Source organism: Ruminococcoides bili (genome assembly GCF_040093295.1).
Classification (GTDB): Bacteria; Bacillota; Clostridia; order Oscillospirales; family Acutalibacteraceae; genus Ruminococcoides; species Ruminococcoides intestinale_A.
On the sequence record NZ_JBBNJY010000013.1, the window covers coordinates 1 to 18,847 of the forward strand.

Below are 18,847 nucleotides of genomic sequence, written 5' to 3' on the forward strand. Positions count from 1 at the left end.
TAGCTGCACCGGCAATGCCCAATTCGGGGAAAAATCCGATTCCGAAAATTAACAATGGGTCAAGAGCAATATTAACATGGGCAAAGCCCACACCCACGACCTTTTCAAAGGTTGACAAACTTTTATAATTGTTTTTTAAATTTATTCCGCTAAGCAAAAATTATAAATCAACACAAAAGCTCCCGATTTTTGTATCGGGAGCTTTTAGTTACAGTTATGTATTAAAGTTATTCCTTAGTTTCTGTTTCTGCAGGAATATCGCTTGTACAGTGTGGGCATTTTGTAGCCTTGATTGAAATTTCGCTCTGACAGAACGGGCAAATCTTTGTTGTGGGTTCTGCCGGTTCTTCGGGCTTTTTGCCGATTGCCATAATCTTATTTACTAATTTAACAATAAGGAAAATGACAAATGCCATTATAATAAAGTTAATAACCGCAGTTAAGAACTTACCGTATCCAATCGAAACATCGCCTATTGTAAGCGCATACTGGTCAAAATTCATTCCGCCGAACAAACCGAGAATCGGTGAAATGATATCCGAAGTAAGTGAAGTTACAATTGCCTGAAAAGCAGCACCGATAATAACACCGACTGCAAGGTCAAGCACATTGCCTCTCATAATAAAGGTTTTAAACTCGCCAAAAAACTTTTTCATTTCCTAAACTCCTCTGTTAAGATATTTTTAGCAGTTGCCATAACCGCAAAAATACAGAATAATGCAGGACAAACACGTTCCCACTAATAATAGTGGGAAAATTTTTTTGATTGAGTTAATAAACTGAATTATAAAACAGCCTTATGGAATTTCTTTTTGCCTTTTTTAATTACAACATAGCCTTTTTCAAAAGCAGACTTAGGAACATTTGCATATACATCTGTTACCTTTTCATCATCAACGGCAACACCGCCCTGCTGAATAAGGCGTCTGCCCTCACCCTTTGACGGAATAAGCGCACACTTTGTAAGAAGATCAAGAATTGCGATACCGTCATCTGTAAAGTCAGCGTCCGTAAGCTCTGTAGAAGGCATATTGTCTGTATTTGCACCGCTGCCAAACAATGCTCTTGCAGCCTCCTGTGCCTTGTCTGCCTCTTCCTTGCCGTGAATAAGATTTGTTACCTCATATGCAAGAATCTCCTTAGCCTTGTTAAGATTACTGCCCTCAAGTTTAGCAAGCTCATCAATCTGCTCAAGCGGTAAAAATGTAAGCATCTTTAAGCACTTGATTACATCTTCGTCGGCTACATTTCTCCAATACTGGTAAAAATCATAAGGACTTGTCTTTTCGGCTGAAAGCCATACAGCGCCGGACTGGGTTTTGCCCATCTTCTTACCCTCGGAATTAAGGAGAAGATTAATAGTCATAGCGTATGCGTCCTTACCGAGTTTTCTTCTGATAAGCTCTGTACCGCCGAGCATATTGCTCCACTGGTCGTCACCGCCGAACTGCATATTACAACCGTACTTCTTATAGAGAGCATAGAAATCGTAGCTCTGCATAATCATATAGTTAAACTCAAGGAAACTTAGTCCCTTTTCCATTCTCTGCTTGTAGCACTCTGCTCTGAGCATATTATTTACCGAGAAACAAGCGCCAACCTCACGCAAAACATCAACATAGTTAAGGTCAAGCAGCCAATCAGCATTGTTTACCATAAGTGCCTTGCCGTCTGAAAAATCAATGAAACGCTCCATCTGCTTTTTAAAGCAATCAACATTGTGCTGAATAGTTTCGGTAGTCATCATCTGGCGCATATCTGTTCTGCCTGACGGGTCACCGATCATAGCTGTACCGCCGCCGATAAGAGCAATCGGCTTGTTGCCTGCCATCTGTAAGCGTTTCATAAGACAAAGTGCCATAAAGTGACCTACATGTAAGCTGTCAGCAGTAGGGTCAAAACCGATATAAAATACAGCTTTACCATTGTTGACAAGCTCTTTGATTTCTTCTTCATCTGTAACCTGAGCGATAAGACCTCTGGCTACTAATTCCTCATAAACTCCCATTTTATTATAAAATCCTTTCTGATTTTGTTTTCATTTGTTAATTATAAATCAAAATTTACAATAGGTCAATACCTAAACTTACATATAAGAACAGGGCTTTGACGGTTTGCATTTACAGTTAATTTATTTCTTTTTTCTTCTGTATTTTGCAAACTTATCTTTTGTCTGTTTTCCGTTTCTGTTACGGGAATTGTTTTTATTTGAATTGTAAGAAGATTTCTGACCTTTATTATTTCCCTTATAATTATTTTGATTACTCATTGGCTGAACAAGACATTTTGAATCATAACCTATCAAATCTTTTCTGCCTGCTTTTATAAGTGCTTTAATTACTTTCTGTTTGTTTTCGGGAATAAAGTATTGCAAAAGTGCTCTTTGCATTGACTTTTCTTCCTCGGTTTTCGGTACATAAACCTCTTTCATTGTATAAGGGTCTATGCCTGTATAAAACATACAGGTTGAAATTGTACCCGGAGTCGGATAAAAGTCCTGCACCTGCTTTGGATGTATATTCTCCCTCTTACAGAACAGCGCAAGTTCCACCGCATCCTTCAAAGTAGAACCCGGATGCGAACTCATAAGGTACGGCACTATGTATTGGTCTTTACTCATACGACCTGTCAGTTTATAGAATTTATCGCAAAACTTTTTATAAGTTTCTATGTGCGGTTTACCCATTCTGTCAAGAACTGCAGCCGAACAATGCTCCGGCGCAACTCTTAACTGACCGCTTATATGATACTTTACAAGCTCTTCAAAAAATTCGTCACTCTGATCTTCCATAAGATAATCAAAACGAATACCGCTGCGAATAAATACTTTTTTAATGCCGTCAAGTTTTCTCAATTCTCGCAAAATATCAAGATACTCCGTATGCGACACCTGCATATTAGGGCAAGGAGTCGGAGCAAGACACTTTCTTCTTTTACAAAGTCCCGCCTTTTTCTGTTTTTCGCAGGACGGCAGACGGAAGTTGGCTGTAGGGCCGCCCACATCACTTATATATCCTTTAAATCTCTTATCGTTAAGAAAAGACTTTGCCTCGTCAATAACGCTCTGTTTACTTCTTACCGTTACCGCTCTTCCCTGATGAAACGCAAGCGAACAGAAATTACAAGCGCCAAAGCAACCACGGTTATGCGTAATTGAGAAAAGTACCTCCTGAATACCCGGTACACCGCCAAGTTTTTCGTAACACTGCGGATACCATCTTTCATACGGTAACGAATACACATAATCAAGCTGTTTTGTGTCAAGCGGCTGCATAGGCGGATTCTGAATTAAAATAAAGTTGCCGTGGCGCTGAATAAGAGTTTTGCCTCTTACCGCATCTGCCTCTTCGAGCTCTTTTCTGGCAGCAATTGCATAGTCCTTTTTGCTCTCACAAACTCTTTCGTAACTCGGCAGTTCCACAACGGTTTTCGGAACATAATCGCTTGTCTTTACAGCGTAGCAAATACCACGGATGTCATACAAAGCCTCTACGGGATAACCCTCCGACAAGCGCTTTGCCATTTCAATAGTTTGCAGCTCGCCCATTCCGTAAGAAATAATATCTGCTTTACTGTCAAAAAGTACAGACGGCATTACGGTGTTTTTCCAATAATCATAATGAGCAAATCTTCTTAGCGAGGCTTCAAGTCCGCCGATAATTATTACCGAATCGGGATAAAGTCTGCGGATTATATTTGAATAAACAGTTACAGCTCTGTCAGGACGCTTGCCGTTTTTACCGCCTGCCGTATAAGCATCATCACTTCGCTTACGCTTTGCAACGGTATAATGTGCAACCATACTGTCTATATTGCCTGCCGTAACAAAAAATCCGAGCCTCGGTTTGCCAAACTGTAAAAAATCGGCATCATTTTTCCAATCAGGCTGAGAAAGGACTGCAACCTTATAGCCACAGTCCTCAAGCACTCTTGTAATTATGGCAGCACCAAAAGACGGGTGGTCAACATAACTGTCGCCCATTACATATACAAAGTCAACTTCGTCCCATCCACGGGCTTTAACCTCTTTTATATTCATCGGTAAAAATGCCATAATATCACCTATATAATTTATTCATCGTCACTGCCCATAATATTACGGTGTTCAAGCCATTCATTATAGGTCATAAGTACATCTCTCGGTTTTGAACCCTGATGAGGGCCTACAACACCCATCTGCTCCATATCGTCTATCATTCTGCCGGCTCTTGCATAGCCTACCTTGAGCCTGCGCTGAAGAAGTGAAGTAGATGCCTGTCCTGCTTCAATTACGCATTTAATTGCGTCTTCCATTTTTGAGTCAATTTCAATATCATCGCCGCCTCTGTCATCGCCTTTTTTACCCTGAGTAATTTCTTCTGCGGCAATTCTCTTGATTTTTTCTTCAATCTCCGCATTATATTGAGCGGAAGAAGATTTTTTAATATAATTTGTTACACCCTCAATTTCCTCATCGGAAGCATAACAACCCTGCACACGCATTGGTTTTGGCGCACCTACAGGCAGGAAAAGCATATCACCTCTGCCTATGAGTTTTTCCGCACCGCTGAAATCAAGGATAGTTCTTGAATCAATATTTGAACTTACTTTAAGCGCAATACGGCTTGGAATATTTGCCTTGATAAGACCTGTAATTACATTTACCGTAGGTCGTTGCGTTGCAACAAGCAAATGCATACCTGCGGCTCTTGCTTTTTGAGCAAGTCGGGCAATGTACTCTTCCACCTCACTCGGAGCTGCCATCATAAGGTCGGCAAGCTCATCAATTGCAATTACAATTCTCGGCATTTTTTCCTTTGGTACGGGTAAACCGTTTCTCTCAAGTACAGGCTGAACAAGCTCGCCGTCTTCATTTTCTACAGGCGGATTTTCTGCCATATACTTAAGATTTTCTTCTATAAGCTCATTGTATGCGTCAATATTTTTACAGTAGTATTCCGAAAGAATCTTATATCTCTGCTCCATTTCGGAAACCGCCCATCCAAGCGCACCCGCCGCTTTCTTAGCGTCGGTTACTACAGGAATAAGCAAATGCGGAATACTTCTGTACTTTGTAAATTCAACCATTTTTGGGTCAACAAGCAAAAGTTTTACTTCGTCGGGTGTAGCTTTGTAAAGGATACTCATAAGAATTGAGTTTACACAAACAGATTTACCCGAACCCGTTGTACCTGCAATAAGCAAGTGAGTAAGTTTTGACAGGTCGGTAACCACAATTTCACCCGAAATATCTTTACCGAGTACGCAGGTAAGTTTACTCTTTCCTCTTCTGAATTCATCAGAGTCAATCAACTCACGCATAGTAACCATACTTACAACCTTGTTTGGTACTTCAATACCGACTGCGGCTTTGCCCGGAATAGGAGCTTCGATTCTTACTCCGTTTGCGGCAAGGTTAAGTGCAATATCGTCTGAAAGGTTTGTAATCTTGCTTATCTTTACACCCGGAGCAGGTGAAAGTTCATATCTTGTAACAGACGGACCACGGCAAATATTTACTATAGATGCTTTTACATTAAAGCTGTCAAGCGTATCAATGAGTTTTTTCGCATTGTTATGCATTTCTTCCGCAGCATTTTTATCGTTATTGTTTTCTGAAAGACTTAACAGCTGAATAGGCGGAAAATGATACTCGGGCTTTTCTTCTTTTTCTCTGATTTCAACAGGAGAATAGCTTGCATTTTCAAGTTCTTCTTCAAAGCTGTTTTCTTCGTTATGTCTGTTCTCTTCGTATGACGGAACCGGCTCGGGTTCTGTTTCTGCTTTATGATTCTTTTCATCAAAGTTTTTGCTTGCTCTGTTGATTATGTCCATCAAATCGTCAGAAACATTTTCATTTTCGTTATGTTCATTCTGTATTATTTCATCTTCGTATTCTTCACCGTATACTTCCTTTTCGGGACTTTTGTAAAACTGCGGCTCTTCAACTTCATCTGCAACTTTTGACGCATCTTTAACATCTGCTTTGTAGTCGCAGTCAACCTCAAGTTTTCTGTTAAGCTTTGTTTTGTTATCATCGTGAGTGTTTTCATCAAGAGGAATATCAATGCCGCTCCTCTTGCCTCTGCGTTTTTTCTTTTGAGGAGAAACTATGGTTTTGTCATTCTCTCCTCCTGCAATAAACATCTCACGCTGTGCCTCTTCCGCCTCACGCTCGGCAATGTACTCACGCCTTACCCTTGCTTTTTCTTCGCTCTTGTGCTTTACATATGTAACACCTTGCTCAACCTTTGATGCGGCAGCTTCTGCAATATCATTGATTGAAAGATTTGTAATGCCGAAAATAACGGCAAGCAATACAAGAATACAAATCAATACCGTCGGAACATTTCCGATTAACGATGCCATAGGATAACCAAGCAATCCTCCGATAAAACCGGCGCCGAATGTAAAGTAAGATTCACTTTTGAAAATATCGAGATAAAGTTCGCCTGCACAGGCAAGATAACCTTTTTCCGAATGAGGAGTGCCTGTTGCAACATAAATCAATGCTCCTATCAGCAAAACAATAAGTATGCAGAGTGCTACCTTACTTTTAAAATGCTGTATTTGCTTTTCCTTGTCCGTAATAATTGCCATATACATAAGAAAGACGGGAACAAGAAATGTTGCAAAGCCAAATACTCCAAAAAGTGCGGAACGAACCGTACTCCATAAATTTACGCTCTGAACAAATATTAAAATTACAAAAAACAGTGATAAAGCACCAAGGATAATTGCTCTTATCCTTGGTGTCAGCAAAGGTTGTGATTCAGGTATCGGTTGACTTTTTTTAGTGCTTTTTGCTTTTGAGGAGGTTGATTTACCTGAAGCTTTCTTTTTGGTTGTCTTTTTCTGGGTTGCCAATTTATACTACCTCCGCTAAAAGCATTATTGAATCATTGCACCGGTAAAGACATTTGCTCCTGTGTTCATTTCAATGCAGGAAATAACAAGGAATACTATACCTACAAGTGCAGTATATACTACGAAAATTATCATTTTGTCGGTCTTTAAGAACCATTTGAAAATAAGAATTGCAAAGTAGCCTACAATTGCAGAAACTACCATACCAACTATAATTACCACAGGGTCAATTGATATGCCCTCCGGACTTTTTATTGCGTCAACACCCTCAAGAAGAGCTGCCGCAAGTATTGACGGAACACCGAGAACAAATGTGTAGTCAAGCGCTTTCTGCTTGTTTATGCCTCTCATCTCACCGACTGCAAGAGTTGAACCCGAACGGGAAATACCGGGGAAAATTGCAGCAACAAACTGCATAAGACCTACGCATACAGCGTCAAGAACATTAAAGCTCTCTTTGCCTGCCGAATTTTCGCTGTGCTTTACATTTTTTAAATGCTTAAAACCTGCGTTTGAACCGATAGTCCTCTTGTTGCAGATAATACCGACAGTAAGCAAAATACTTGTAATCATCAAAGAAATCGAAACCACAATCAAGTATCTTTCGCCTGTAAGAACATCGGCAAGATCTTTAATTTTCATATCCGTGCCCGGAATAGGCAGAAATAACAGGAAAAGCGGAAGAAGTCCTATAATGAGCATCATAATAAGATTTCTTTCGTAATTCATCTCTTTCCATTTAAATTTACCTGTAAATACATCTTTAACAAGTGAGAAAAATTCCTTGATAAGACTCCATATAAGCTTATGGTAAAAAGCAACTACCGCTACAAGTGTTCCCACATGGAGCATAACATTAAAGAAAAGGTTATTTTCCGTTGCGCCCAAAATATGCTGTGTAATAGAAAGATGTCCGCTGCTCGATACAGGCAAAAACTCTGTTAAGCCCTGCACGATGCCCTGAATGATTGCATCAATAATTGACATAATATGTACTCCTTTAACCATAAAATATGTAAGGGCGACTTTTGACCGCCCATATAACCGCATTTAATTTATTTATATGCGGTTACTGTAAAAAATAAAATTATCTGCCACGTTTTTTACGGGTCTTATTGCGTTTTATCATTGTGTACAGGCAGTCAATTGCATCCGAAACCGTGCCGACCTCGTCAATAAGGCCTTCACTGACAGCCTCTTCCCCCTCAAGAATCGTTCCGATGTCCATTACAAGTTCGCCCGTGTTGAGAACAAGCTCATTGTACCGTTCTTTTGAAATATCGGAATTTTCCGCAACAAAGGTTGTAATTCTGTCCTGCATACGCTGAAAATACTCAAAAGTCTGCGGAACGCCGAGCGTCAGTCCCGTAGTTCGCACAGGATGCACCGTCATAGACGCACTCGGTGCAATAAAACTCTTGTCTGCCGCAACGGCAAGCGGTATGCCTATGGAATGTCCTCCGCCGAGCACAATTGAAACCGTGGGCTTTTTCATTCCCGAAATAACCTCAGCAATGGCAAGACCTGCCTCTACATCTCCGCCGACCGTATTTATTAAAATAAGCAGTCCGTCTATTCTTTCGTCCTCTTCAATAGATACAAGCAATGGAATAACATGCTCATACTTGGTCGTTTTATTCTGTTGCGGAAGAATGTAATGTCCCTCAATCTGTCCTATAATTGTCAGGCAATGAATTACGCTGTCTTTATGCGTAGTTAGCACCGAACCTGTTTCTTCTACCTGATCCGTATGCTGTTCGTCAATGGGACTGTCTTTTTCAAGCGACTTTTTTTCGGGCTGTTCGTTCGGATTTTTTACTGTATTATCAACCCTTGACTTACCCGATTTTTTTGCTGTGGTATTCTTTTCTTTTGCTTTTTGTGCCATATTAATGCACCTCCGAAAAATATTTTTTCCAAAAATGCGTTAATAATGTATTTGGCAATTAAATATTATAGCATTTATAGCAATATATTTCAATCTTTTTGCTCTTTTTTCTTAAAAACAATAATGATATAAAAGAATTATAGTAGTATAAAAGTAATAATGTTTTTGGAGTGAATTTAATTGGCATCAAACATAGTAATGGCGATAGTAATTTTCGTACTTATTGCATTGTCATCGTTCTTTTCCGCAACGGAAACGGCATTTTCTTTTGTAAACAAAATCCGTATTCAAAAGAAGTCCGAAGACGGCGACAAAAAAGCAACAACCGCTCTTTTTGTTATTGAAAATTTTGACAAAGCACTTACCACCATTCTTATCTGCAACAATGTAGTAAATCTTAGCTGTTCATCACTTGCAACGGTATTGTGTATGGCTCTTTTCGGCGACTACGGTTCAGCTATTGCAACGGGTGCAACTACTTTGCTTGTACTCACATTCGGTGAGGTGCTTCCTAAATGTTTGGCGAAAGAAAATTGCGACAGCTTTTCTCTTAAAACAGCAGGCATAATAAAGTTCTTGATGTTCATTTTAACCCCGCTTGTGTTTATCCTTGTACAATTCAAAAGCCTTGCCCTTAAGATTGCAGGCGGAACAGAGGATGCACCGAGCGTTACCGAAAATGAGCTTAAATATATAGTAGAAAGCATTGAAGAAGAAGGCGTGCTTGAAGAAAGCGAAAGCGAGATGGTTCGCCTTGCACTTGACTTTGACGAAAAAACCGCCGAAGAAGTTATCACACCTCGAGTTGATGTTACATTCATAAGCGTGGACGATTCGCCGGAGAAAATTAAAAATTTAATTATTGAAAACAGATATTCAAGAATTCCTGTATATAAAGATACCGTTGACAACATTGTCGGCGTACTTCACACAAGAGATTATCTCGAAAAACTTGCGGACGGCATCGCACCGGATGTGCGTGACATAATGCAGCCGCCGTACTTTGTATTCAGAACTCAACCTCTTTCAAAAATTCTCAGCACTTTCAAGAGAATAAAAGTTCACCTTGCAATCGTTACCGACGAATACGGCGGAACTCTCGGTATTCTCACAATGGAAGATCTGCTTGAAGAAATCGTCGGCGATATATGGGACGAGGACGAAGAAATTGAGCACAACTACTACAAAATCGGCAAGAATGAATTTCTTGTAAACGGCGACCTTGAGCTTGACGATATGCTTGCACTGTTCGACCTTGACGAAGATTACATTGACAGTGACAGCATAACCGTCGGCGGATACATTCTTGAAAATGCAGGCAGTATTCCGAATAAGCGTGAAAGCGTAGAGGCAGGCGGTTTCCGCTTTACGATTATGGAAGTGGCAAATCAGAGAATTATTCGTGTTGTTGTAAAAAGACTTGTTGACGAAAGTACAAGCGAAGAAAAAACAACAGACGAAAAAGAAAAAGAAGAATAATACATACAAAATAAAGAGCCAAGCACCCAAAGCCTTGGCTCTTTTCAGATATTGATACGGAGAATAATTATGAGCAATACAAAAGAAAACATAAAAAGAGGCAGCTGCCCCGTATATAAAAAATGCGGCGGATGTCAGTTGCAGAATCTCACCTACGCCGAACAACTTAGCTTTAAACAGAAAAAAGTTGAAAAACTGCTCTCAAAATTTTGCAAGGCAGATAAAATAATCGGTATGAACACACCCTATCATTACCGCAACAAGGTTCAGGCAGCGTTCAGGACAGATAAAAACGGTAAAATAATTTCGGGTGTCTACCAATCGGGAACTCACCACATCGTCGGCATTGACGAATGTATGACAGAAGATGTAACGGCAGATAAAATCATAGTTGCCGTACGAAAAATGCTTAAATCTTTCAAGCTCACAACCTATGACGAGGACAAGCAGAGAGGTTTTTTAAGACATATACTTGTAAAAAGAGGCTTTGCAACAAACGAAGTAATGCTTGTTTTAGTAACAGGCACTCCTGTTTTTCCGTCAAAAAATAATTTCGTAAAAGCGATTACCAAACAGTTTCCCGAAATCAAAACAGTTGTTCAAAATATAAATCCGTACAGAACAAACCTTGTACTCGGCGATGTGCAAAAGGTACTGTACGGCAAAGGATACATTGAAGATATTTTGTGCGGATGTAAATTCAGAATTTCACCAAAGAGTTTTTATCAGATTAACCCTGTGCAGACCGAGGTGCTTTACAACAAGGCAATTGAATTTGCAAATCTGAAAGGCAAAGAAACAGTGCTTGACACCTACTGCGGAATCGGCACAATCGGAATTGTTGCCGCAAAGCACGGTGCAGGCGAAGTTATAGGCGTTGAACTTAACAAAGACGCAGTCAAGGATGCGGTGCAGAACGCAAGAGCAAACAATTTGAAGAATATAAGATTTTATCAGGGCGATGCAGGCGAATTTATGGAGGCAGTCGCAGAAGAAAGCGAAAAGCCCGATGTAGTATTTATGGATCCGCCGAGAGCAGGCAGTGACGAAAAATTCCTCTCTTCCCTTATAAAAATGTCGCCAAAAACAGTAGTATACATCTCCTGCAACCCCGAAACCCTATCAAGAGATTTGGCATACATAGATAAGAACAGCACATATAAAATTCAAAAAATCCAACCCGTAGATATGTTCCCACATACAGCGCACATCGAGACCGTAGTCTTGATGTCAAGAAAAGAGGAGTAAATCGGGATAGGTGGCTTAACGGTGTGGTTTGTGCGTATTGGTCAGGCTGTGCTGTTTTGGCAGGTTGGCTTTGATTTGGATACAAATAAGGGAATGCAGACAGCACACTAGGAGAAACGAATGGATAGATTTTCAGAGAAGAGTCTTCTTTCACTCGGAGATCATTATGTGTATGGACTCATAGATCCACGCAGTAAGCAAATTTTCTATATTGGAAAAGGCACTAAAAACAGAGTGTTCTTCGTGGATGAAAGATATGAGCAGGAATTTCCGTTGGATGAGAATGAAACATTCTACATTGGAAAGTCGATAGCCAGACTGAAGATGAATCAGTCGGCACAGAATCCGATTACATATCTGAATCCACGATAGAGAGACAAATTTCATATTTAATGAAATTGACAAATCGGAATTTACGGAGGAAAATAGTAATGGCACTGTTCTTACTGATTACATATATAGTAATTTTTACATTTCAAATAATATTATTTGTGATAACCATTCGCAAGAAAACAAAAAAACTTTGGCGGATATTGTTTTCGTCAGAACTAATTCCGCTGCTTATATCCATAGGACTGATGATTTACTTTAATAATCTTCCTGGATATGGATTTATGCCAGGACTAACTTATTTGGGAGAAATATTGTTTAGTTTTGGAGCGGTTGTTTTGTACTGTATAAGTTTCCTGATTTCTATATGCAGTTATATTGCAATTTCATATAAACAAAGGAAACGCTGAATAAATCGTTTCTGTCGTTTGTTCACAGTCCTCTCAGTGACATATTTTCGAGCGTTGCTCAAAACGGCGAAACGAATGCTTAGCATTAATCAGCTTTTTCCAAACTTAATTTGAGGTATTCCACTTGTGTGTTTATTTGAGTTCCTTGAATGAGCTTAAATATTATGTTAATATTTTAAAGAAGTTGGCGTGTAGTTGAGTAGAAAGATAAATCGGAATTTGAGGAGACAATGAAATGATTAGGAAATACGTTGCTTGTGATATAGATTCAGTAATGCAAATATGGTTGAATACGAATATTCAGGCACATAGTTTTATATCTCAAGATTACTGGAAAAGCAACTTTGATATGGTAAAAGAAATGATTCCACTTGCAGAAATATATGTGCATGAAGTTGACAATGCAAATCAGATAGATGGATTTATTGGATTAAATAACGACTATATTGAAGGAATCTTTATAAAAGATGTAGCACAGTCAAAGGGAACCGGAAAACAGTTATTGGATCAGGTAAAGAAAATCAAGTCCACTCTAAAATTGAACGTTTATCAAAAAAATGAGAGAGCAATTCAATTTTATCTGCGAGAAGAATTTAGTATCCAATCTGAATGTGTAGATGATAATACGGGAGAAAAGGAATTTACAATGGTATGGAAGTGCTAAATTCCAGTTTGTAGGGATGACATGAAAAATGAAGTTTAAGGAACAGAGCTTTCCCTGTTTGCCTATACAAATGATAGAGCAATTCAAGGTTATCACAGGCTCGAACCACTGGATTTCAAGGGAAAAGGTGCGTTCCGCCATTCCCGTGTACAATAGGGGGTGAGTATGTTTTTCGTTGAACAACCGAGCCATATTGAAACCATAGTATTGATGTCAAGGAAATAATCAAACAATCTATAATGCGGCTTGTTTGCTGACTTTTGCAGCAGTTTAAATTATACGCACAACTGCTGCAAATGCTTGGCTGTATCTTGCGGAAACATATCCAACACAAAATTTCGTTCAGGTTGTAGCCTCGGATTAGATAATGCAAATTGAGTGAGTGGATTAGATGTCAGTGTGTTTGGAGAGAATTTTATAGAACAAAAAGCTGACAGGCAATCCTGCAATTCGACCGTTTTGAGGGGTTCATGAACAGTGAAATAGATGTTAATAGAAATTAGATAAATCGGAATTTATGGAGGATAAAGCTGATGAACAACAAAAGGATAATTATAGGAGTCACTATTGGAATAATCGCAGCAATACTTTGGAGCGTTGTTTTTATAAATGTCTTAAATAGCATGGCTGGAATTGGAATCGGAATATGTCTGGGTATATCTTTTGGTATATCTGGCAGTCTTATTTTTTCAAAAAAAGATAAAGATAAATGATGATACAACTTCCAGTTTGCCAACTTGCCCTTTGAGAAGAGAATTTTACAAAAGAAGTGTTCTCTATGTTCTCAGGCGAGAAAGTTCTTGAAGATTTACGGTGTGATAACACCCTGATGAAAACAATGGTTGACCGCTTCGGAGAAGATGTGACAACCTTGCGTATGATATTACGTCTTTCAGAGTACAGACTGAAGTATCAGCTAGTCCAACCTTTTTCGGTTGGGTGTTTGGCTTTAATGGCAAGGTACAGATACTTGCACCGGAAAGTGTAAAAGAACAGTACAGACAGATGATTGCACAAGCCGATGAGGGTATGCAGGAAAAAGAAAACAAAGGACAGGAAATCTAACACTCCAAAGCATACGATGTCAAGAAACGGCAGAATCTTCCCGCAAAGCTCGCAGCATGAATATGCCAAGGGCGTGGAGTTTGAAGTTTATCCGTCTGCGGATACAACCGCCCCAAACTATCGTTGTGAAATTTGGGTAGCCGTGAACGAAAAAGCCAAGTAATAAGGACAGCAACTGCGAGTTGCTTGTTTGAGATAATGCGTGAGACTATAATAAAGGTGTAAGGAAGGTACTGCATAGTGGATACAAAACAGGTTATACTTGAACTTCGTACTCAAAAGGGAATGTCGCAGGATGAGCTTGCAGAAAAAGTTTTTGTAAGTCGTCAGGCAGTTGTGGAAATAAAAAATGATCTGATAAGAACGATGGGAGAATGTCGTGATGTGACAGACCAATATCAAACCGAACGAAGTGCATATTTGCGACTGGGACAATTATTTATGAGATTATTTGCTGGATTGCTATAAGAGTCTGATGAAACGACATTTTAAAAAACAGTTGATTTAGAAGTTAACTGTTTTTGGAAGGCCGTTTTTGCTATATCTAACAGTCTGTTGTACAAAGAAGATTTTGCATGGATGAAAAAAACAAACCTTGTTGAGGTTAAATTGAGTTTTCCATTGTATTGTATTGCTAATGAATAAGAATAAGAAAAAGAACAGACAATGCTGAATACTCTGGAAACAAGAATATCTGAGTATAGTATGTAAGTTCGTAACAGAATGAAAGGAGCGATTCAAATGAGCAATTTGGAAAATTATATGAAACAGCAAGCAATTTTTTGCGAACAAAATGATAGCATTAGTAAGAATCTGTATTCAGAGTATGGTGTAAAAAGAGGCTTACGAGATGAAAAAGGCCAAGGTGTGTTGACGGGGCTTACAAATATTTCTGATATAAAAGCTTTTGAATATCGTGATGGAGTAAAGAGCCCATGTGATGGCGAGTTATCTTATCGTGGTTATAATATAAAAGATTTAGTAACAGGAGGTAAAGGAAAAAGGTTTGTCTTTGAAGAAGGAGCATATCTTCTTTTATTCGGAGAATTGCCAACTGATACACAGTTAATGGAATTTCAGGGAAGACTATCTGATTGTATGGAACTACCGACTAACTTTACCAGAGATGTCATTATGAAAGCACCTACATCAGATATTATGGGTTCTATGACTCGAAGTATTCTTACATTGGGCTCTTACGATAAGGAGAAAGAAAGTCTTGAAATTCCGAATGTGCTAAGGCAGAGTATGCAGTTGATCGCAGTATTTCCTATGTTAGCAGTATATGCATACCATGCTTATTGTCATTATGAAAAAAACGAAAGTATGTATATTCATAGACCTGAAAAAGATTTATCTATTGCTGAAAATTTCCTGCGCCTATTAAGACCAGATACAAAATTCACAGAACTGGAAGCAAGAGTACTGGATATAGCATTATTGTTACATATGGAACATGGTGGTGGTAACAATTCTACATTTACTACACGGGTAGTAACATCTTCAGGTTCAGATACTTATTCTGTTATTTCAGCAGCAATGTCATCCTTAAAAGGGAAAAAACATGGCGGTGCAAATCTGATGGTAATGAATATGATGGATGATATTAAAAGTCATGTGAAAGATTATGAAGACGAAGAGGAAATTACATCATATCTGAGTAAGATTTTGAAGAAAGAGGCGTTTGATCAGAAAGGACTTATTTATGGAATGGGACATGCTGTGTATTCTATTTCAGATCCGAGAGAAAGGGTGTTCAAAGGCTTTGTAGAACAACTCGCAAGGGATAAAGGACGTGAGAAAGATATGGCCCTTTATAACAATATTGAGAAGATTGCACCTAAGTTGATTGCAAAGCAGCGTCAGATATTCAAAGGAGTAAGTCCTAATATAGATTTCTATAGTGGTTTTGTGTATGATATGTTGAATATTCCAAGAGAATTGTACACGCCATTATTTGCGATAGCAAGAATTGCTGGTTGGAGTGCACATCGCCTGGAAGAATTGATAACTACAGATAAGATCATTCGACCGGCATATAAGAGTCTAGTCAGCAAAAAAGAATATATAGAAAGAGAGGAACGATAATATGGGAGCAGGAACCAGTGCAGAGGAGTTTTTTTTAAAGAGCGTCAATGTTGAAAGCATATTTGAATTTATTGAAAGAACAGATTATTTGTTCCTTTATAGTATAAAGGAATGTGTTGAAAAATCAGACTGTCATGAAAGAGTATATCTTTCAGAAGTGGCAGAATACATGAAATTATCGATTCCAGAAACATCTAAGATGGTAAAAAGTCTTGAAAATAAAGGATATATTATCTGGAAATTAGATGAAAAAAAAGAAAGAACATACCTGGTTTTGACGAACAAGGCAATTGAATTAAGTAATTGTCAGAAAGAAAAAATGATAGAAGCTTATGAAAAAATCATATCGAATATACAAGAAGATGACCTGGCAGTTACACAGTGTACATTGAGAAAAATCCGACAGCTTATGGAAGAAATAAAATAGTGATTAATACAACGGAGTAAGAAAAGCTCCTTCATATATTAGAATAAAAATAAATTTTGTTGAGGTTAAATTGAGATTGACTTTGTATTGTATAAGTATGAAATAAAAAGGAATCAGGTGATGTACAATGAAAAAGTATAAAATATGTAAAATCCTTAATATATAAAATCCTTCTTGTTATACTGGCAATTTTTTTATGTGTGGCTTTTTATGAATTGCTCGGAATCTGCGTTGCATATAAAAAGCAGCCGGAAGTGTCCAATACAACCAAAAAAGAAACAAAAAATGGGTCATGGAACGAATGAAGTGAAAATACAGAACTGGCAGTAATCATAGAAAAGAATCCAGAAGCACTTTTACAAAGAGTGCGTTTGATCAAGAATGCAAAAGAGGAAATTATTCTTTCTACTTTTGCATTTCAATCCGATGAAAGTGGAAAATTGATTTTAGGAGCACTGCATGATGCGGCAGACAGAGGCGTACATATTCGTCTGTTAGTAGATGGAATGAAGAGCTGGATTGATATGAAAGAGTGTCCCGCCAGGTATTGGAAGATGGAACCTATCGTGATCCATATCATGTAGAGCCAATCGAATTAACAAAGAAACGTCAGAGAAAAATATTTTTGGTACAGCATCTGCTTGGATGGGCAAGGTATCTGTTTTAATAAGGAGGAAGGAAAACGTGTTTCAAATATTGATTGTAGAAGATGATAAAGAATTAAGCCAGCTATTCCAAAAAGTGCTTGAGAAGAATGGATATCAAGTCAAAAGTGCATCGGATGGAGCACAGGCATTAGAAGTATTGGATAAGGAATATATTGATCTGATCATTTCTGATATTATGATGCCGGTTATGGATGGCTATGAACTGGTGTCAGAACTTCGCTCAGCAGGATATCAGATACCGGTGCTTATGATCACTGCGAAAGGTTCCTTTGATGATATGCGCCAGGGATTTCTTTCGGGAAGTGACGATTATATGGTAAAACCGGTAAATGTGAATGAAATGGTTTTAAGAGTCGGAGCACTGCTTCGCCGTGCACAGATACTGAATGAACACAAAATTGTGATCGGTTCAACAGAGTTTGATTATGATGCAATGACGGTTACAACTGATAAGGAAAGTCTTGTTTTGCCTAAAAAAGAATTCCTGCTTTTATATAAGCTTGCAGCTTCGCCAGGCAGAACATTTACAAAACAACAGTTGATGGATGAAGTATGGGGATACGAGACGGAGGCAGACCCACATACGATAGAGGTACATATAGGAAGAATCAGAGAGCGTTTTAAAGATAACCCTGATTTTGAAATCGTAACAATGCGTGGAATTGGATACAAGGTGGTGAAAAAATAATGGAACAAAAGAAAGAAAAAGGATTGCGGATCCGATCCTGTCTGACCGGTGCAATCTGGCTGGCACTTGTATTTTCAACAGTCATATCTGCTTTATTATTTGCTTTTTTGAATCATTTTTTTTATCTGCCGGGCAGCATACCTGTGCTTGGCTGGCTTTTGATTTTCAATACATTGATTGCAGGGCTGATCACTTCCTTTATTAATGCAAAGTTACTGGAACCAATTACCAGACTTAGTAAAGCAATGAAGGAAGTTTCTCAGGGAGATTTTGAACAGCATTTGGAAACGAACAGCCGTATAGCAGAAGTTGGAGAATCTTATCAAAGTTTTAACGTTATGACAAAAGAACTTCGTGCAACAGAGGTGCTGCAGATGAATTTTGTATCTGATGTTTCTCATGAGTTTAAAACCCCGATTAATGCCATTGAAGGATATACAATGCTGCTTCAGGGAGAAGAACTGTCTCCGGATCAAGAGAAATATGTAGAAAAAATCTTATTTAACACCCAAAGACTTTCCGGATTGGTTGGTAATATTTTGCTGTTATCCAAGTTAGAGAATCAGAATATACCAATGAAAAAAACAGAATATCGTCTGGATGAACAGATCCGCCAGGCATTTCTTTCATTGGAAACAAAATGGACAGAAAAAGAAATTGGTTTTCAGGTAGAATTGGAGGAAGTTAAATATACTGGGAATGAAGGACTTTTTATGCATATCTGGATAAATCTTTTGGATAATGCGATTAAGTTCAGCCCTTCAAAGGGGACAATTACGATGTTTCTAAAACAAGAACAGGATTCTGTTAAATTCATTCTGGAAGATGAAGGACCAGGAATAGAGGATGATGTAAAATCCAGAATATTTGACAAGTTCTATCAGGTAGATGGATCTCATAAAGCAGAAGGAAATGGCCTAGGTCTTGCACTTGTAAAACGGATTGTAGATAGTGCCGGAGGAACAATCAAAGCAGAAAACCGTGAATATGGTGGATGCAGATTTGTTATAGAGCTGCCAAAGCAGAAAGATGAGATTATATAGTTT

18 protein-coding genes and 1 pseudogene are annotated in these 18,847 nt (G+C 38.6%); 13 read left to right on the forward strand and 6 right to left on the reverse strand.

Translation table 11 applies throughout. The annotated features are described in order from the left end of the window. Positions 1-227: 227 nt before the first annotated feature. The 6 genes from mscL to AAAY30_RS05830 form a co-directional block, all read right to left on the reverse strand. Complete coding sequence (gene mscL, locus AAAY30_RS05805; protein ID WP_022233914.1) at positions 228-656, reverse strand: large conductance mechanosensitive channel protein MscL; 429 nt, start codon at positions 654-656, stop codon at positions 228-230. A gap of 128 nt (positions 657-784) precedes the next feature. Then, a complete protein-coding gene (gene tyrS / locus AAAY30_RS05810) occupies positions 785-2,008 on the reverse strand; it encodes a tyrosine--tRNA ligase (RefSeq protein WP_022233913.1) in 1,224 nt (407 codons plus the stop codon). Positions 2,009-2,131: 123 nt separating this feature from the next. Then, positions 2,132-4,054, reverse strand: coding sequence for a YgiQ family radical SAM protein (locus tag AAAY30_RS05815; RefSeq protein WP_337781555.1), 1,923 nt, complete (start codon positions 4,052-4,054; stop codon positions 2,132-2,134). A 17-nt stretch (positions 4,055-4,071) separates the two neighbouring features. Beyond that, positions 4,072-6,846 carry an FtsK/SpoIIIE family DNA translocase gene (locus tag AAAY30_RS05820; RefSeq protein WP_337781554.1) on the reverse strand — a complete coding sequence of 925 codons (2,775 nt, stop codon included), beginning with the start codon at positions 6,844-6,846 and terminating at the stop codon, positions 4,072-4,074. 24 nt (positions 6,847-6,870) lie between these two features. Next, complete coding sequence (locus AAAY30_RS05825) at positions 6,871-7,833, reverse strand: undecaprenyl-diphosphate phosphatase (protein ID WP_195410860.1); 963 nt, start codon at positions 7,831-7,833, stop codon at positions 6,871-6,873. Between the two features lie 100 nt (positions 7,834-7,933). Beyond that, positions 7,934-8,734, reverse strand: a complete 801-nt coding sequence (locus AAAY30_RS05830) for a ClpP family protease (protein WP_022233909.1) — start codon at positions 8,732-8,734, stop codon at positions 7,934-7,936. Positions 8,735-8,914: 180 nt separating this feature from the next. Here AAAY30_RS05830 and AAAY30_RS05835 point away from each other — a divergent pair, with 180 nt between their 5' ends. The 13 genes and pseudogenes from AAAY30_RS05835 (at position 8,915) to AAAY30_RS05895 (ending at position 18,844) form a co-directional block, all read left to right on the forward strand. Next, positions 8,915-10,213, forward strand: a complete 1,299-nt coding sequence (locus AAAY30_RS05835; RefSeq protein WP_186935178.1) for a hemolysin family protein — start codon at positions 8,915-8,917, stop codon at positions 10,211-10,213. Positions 10,214-10,282: 69 nt separating this feature from the next. Next, positions 10,283-11,461 carry a 23S rRNA (uracil(1939)-C(5))-methyltransferase RlmD gene (gene rlmD, locus AAAY30_RS05840; protein ID WP_499222351.1) on the forward strand — a complete coding sequence of 393 codons (1,179 nt, stop codon included), beginning with the start codon at positions 10,283-10,285 and terminating at the stop codon, positions 11,459-11,461. A gap of 120 nt (positions 11,462-11,581) precedes the next feature. Further along, a complete protein-coding gene (locus AAAY30_RS05845; protein ID WP_303248473.1) occupies positions 11,582-11,833 on the forward strand; it encodes a GIY-YIG nuclease family protein in 252 nt (83 codons plus the stop codon). Between the two features lie 603 nt (positions 11,834-12,436). Further along, positions 12,437-12,865, forward strand: a complete 429-nt coding sequence (locus AAAY30_RS05850; protein WP_302187122.1) for a GNAT family N-acetyltransferase — start codon at positions 12,437-12,439, stop codon at positions 12,863-12,865. A 533-nt stretch (positions 12,866-13,398) separates the two neighbouring features. Then, positions 13,399-13,578: a hypothetical protein gene (locus AAAY30_RS05855; protein WP_022233904.1), complete on the forward strand. Its 180-nt coding sequence runs from the start codon at positions 13,399-13,401 to the stop codon at positions 13,576-13,578. A gap of 226 nt (positions 13,579-13,804) precedes the next feature. After that, positions 13,805-13,930, forward strand: coding sequence for a hypothetical protein (locus AAAY30_RS05860; protein WP_333780949.1), 126 nt, complete (start codon positions 13,805-13,807; stop codon positions 13,928-13,930). Continuing rightward, the gene (locus tag AAAY30_RS05865) at positions 13,887-14,093 is read left to right on the forward strand and encodes a hypothetical protein (RefSeq protein WP_186935201.1); all 207 of its coding nucleotides are present in this window, start codon (positions 13,887-13,889) and stop codon (positions 14,091-14,093) included. The genes AAAY30_RS05860 and AAAY30_RS05865 overlap by 44 nt, the downstream gene beginning before the upstream one ends. Before the next feature lie 77 nt (positions 14,094-14,170). Further along, positions 14,171-14,398 carry a helix-turn-helix domain-containing protein gene (locus tag AAAY30_RS05870; protein WP_295026333.1) on the forward strand — a complete coding sequence of 76 codons (228 nt, stop codon included), beginning with the start codon at positions 14,171-14,173 and terminating at the stop codon, positions 14,396-14,398. A 273-nt stretch (positions 14,399-14,671) separates the two neighbouring features. Further along, positions 14,672-16,018, forward strand: coding sequence for a citrate/2-methylcitrate synthase (locus tag AAAY30_RS05875; RefSeq protein ID WP_432767110.1), 1,347 nt, complete (start codon positions 14,672-14,674; stop codon positions 16,016-16,018). Between the two features lies 1 nt (position 16,019). Further along, positions 16,020-16,445 carry a MarR family winged helix-turn-helix transcriptional regulator gene (locus AAAY30_RS05880; RefSeq protein WP_186935203.1) on the forward strand — a complete coding sequence of 142 codons (426 nt, stop codon included), beginning with the start codon at positions 16,020-16,022 and terminating at the stop codon, positions 16,443-16,445. A gap of 137 nt (positions 16,446-16,582) precedes the next feature. Then, positions 16,583-16,993: pseudogene (locus AAAY30_RS05885) on the forward strand (phospholipase D-like domain-containing protein); the annotation flags it as partial. Between the two features lie 97 nt (positions 16,994-17,090). Beyond that, positions 17,091-17,801 (forward strand): response regulator transcription factor, encoded by a 711-nt coding sequence (locus tag AAAY30_RS05890; RefSeq protein ID WP_003693048.1) that lies wholly within the window; start codon positions 17,091-17,093, stop codon positions 17,799-17,801. Next, a complete protein-coding gene (locus AAAY30_RS05895) occupies positions 17,801-18,844 on the forward strand; it encodes a HAMP domain-containing sensor histidine kinase (RefSeq protein WP_252560171.1) in 1,044 nt (347 codons plus the stop codon). The genes AAAY30_RS05890 and AAAY30_RS05895 overlap by 1 nt, the downstream gene beginning before the upstream one ends. Positions 18,845-18,847: the final 3 nt, after the last annotated feature.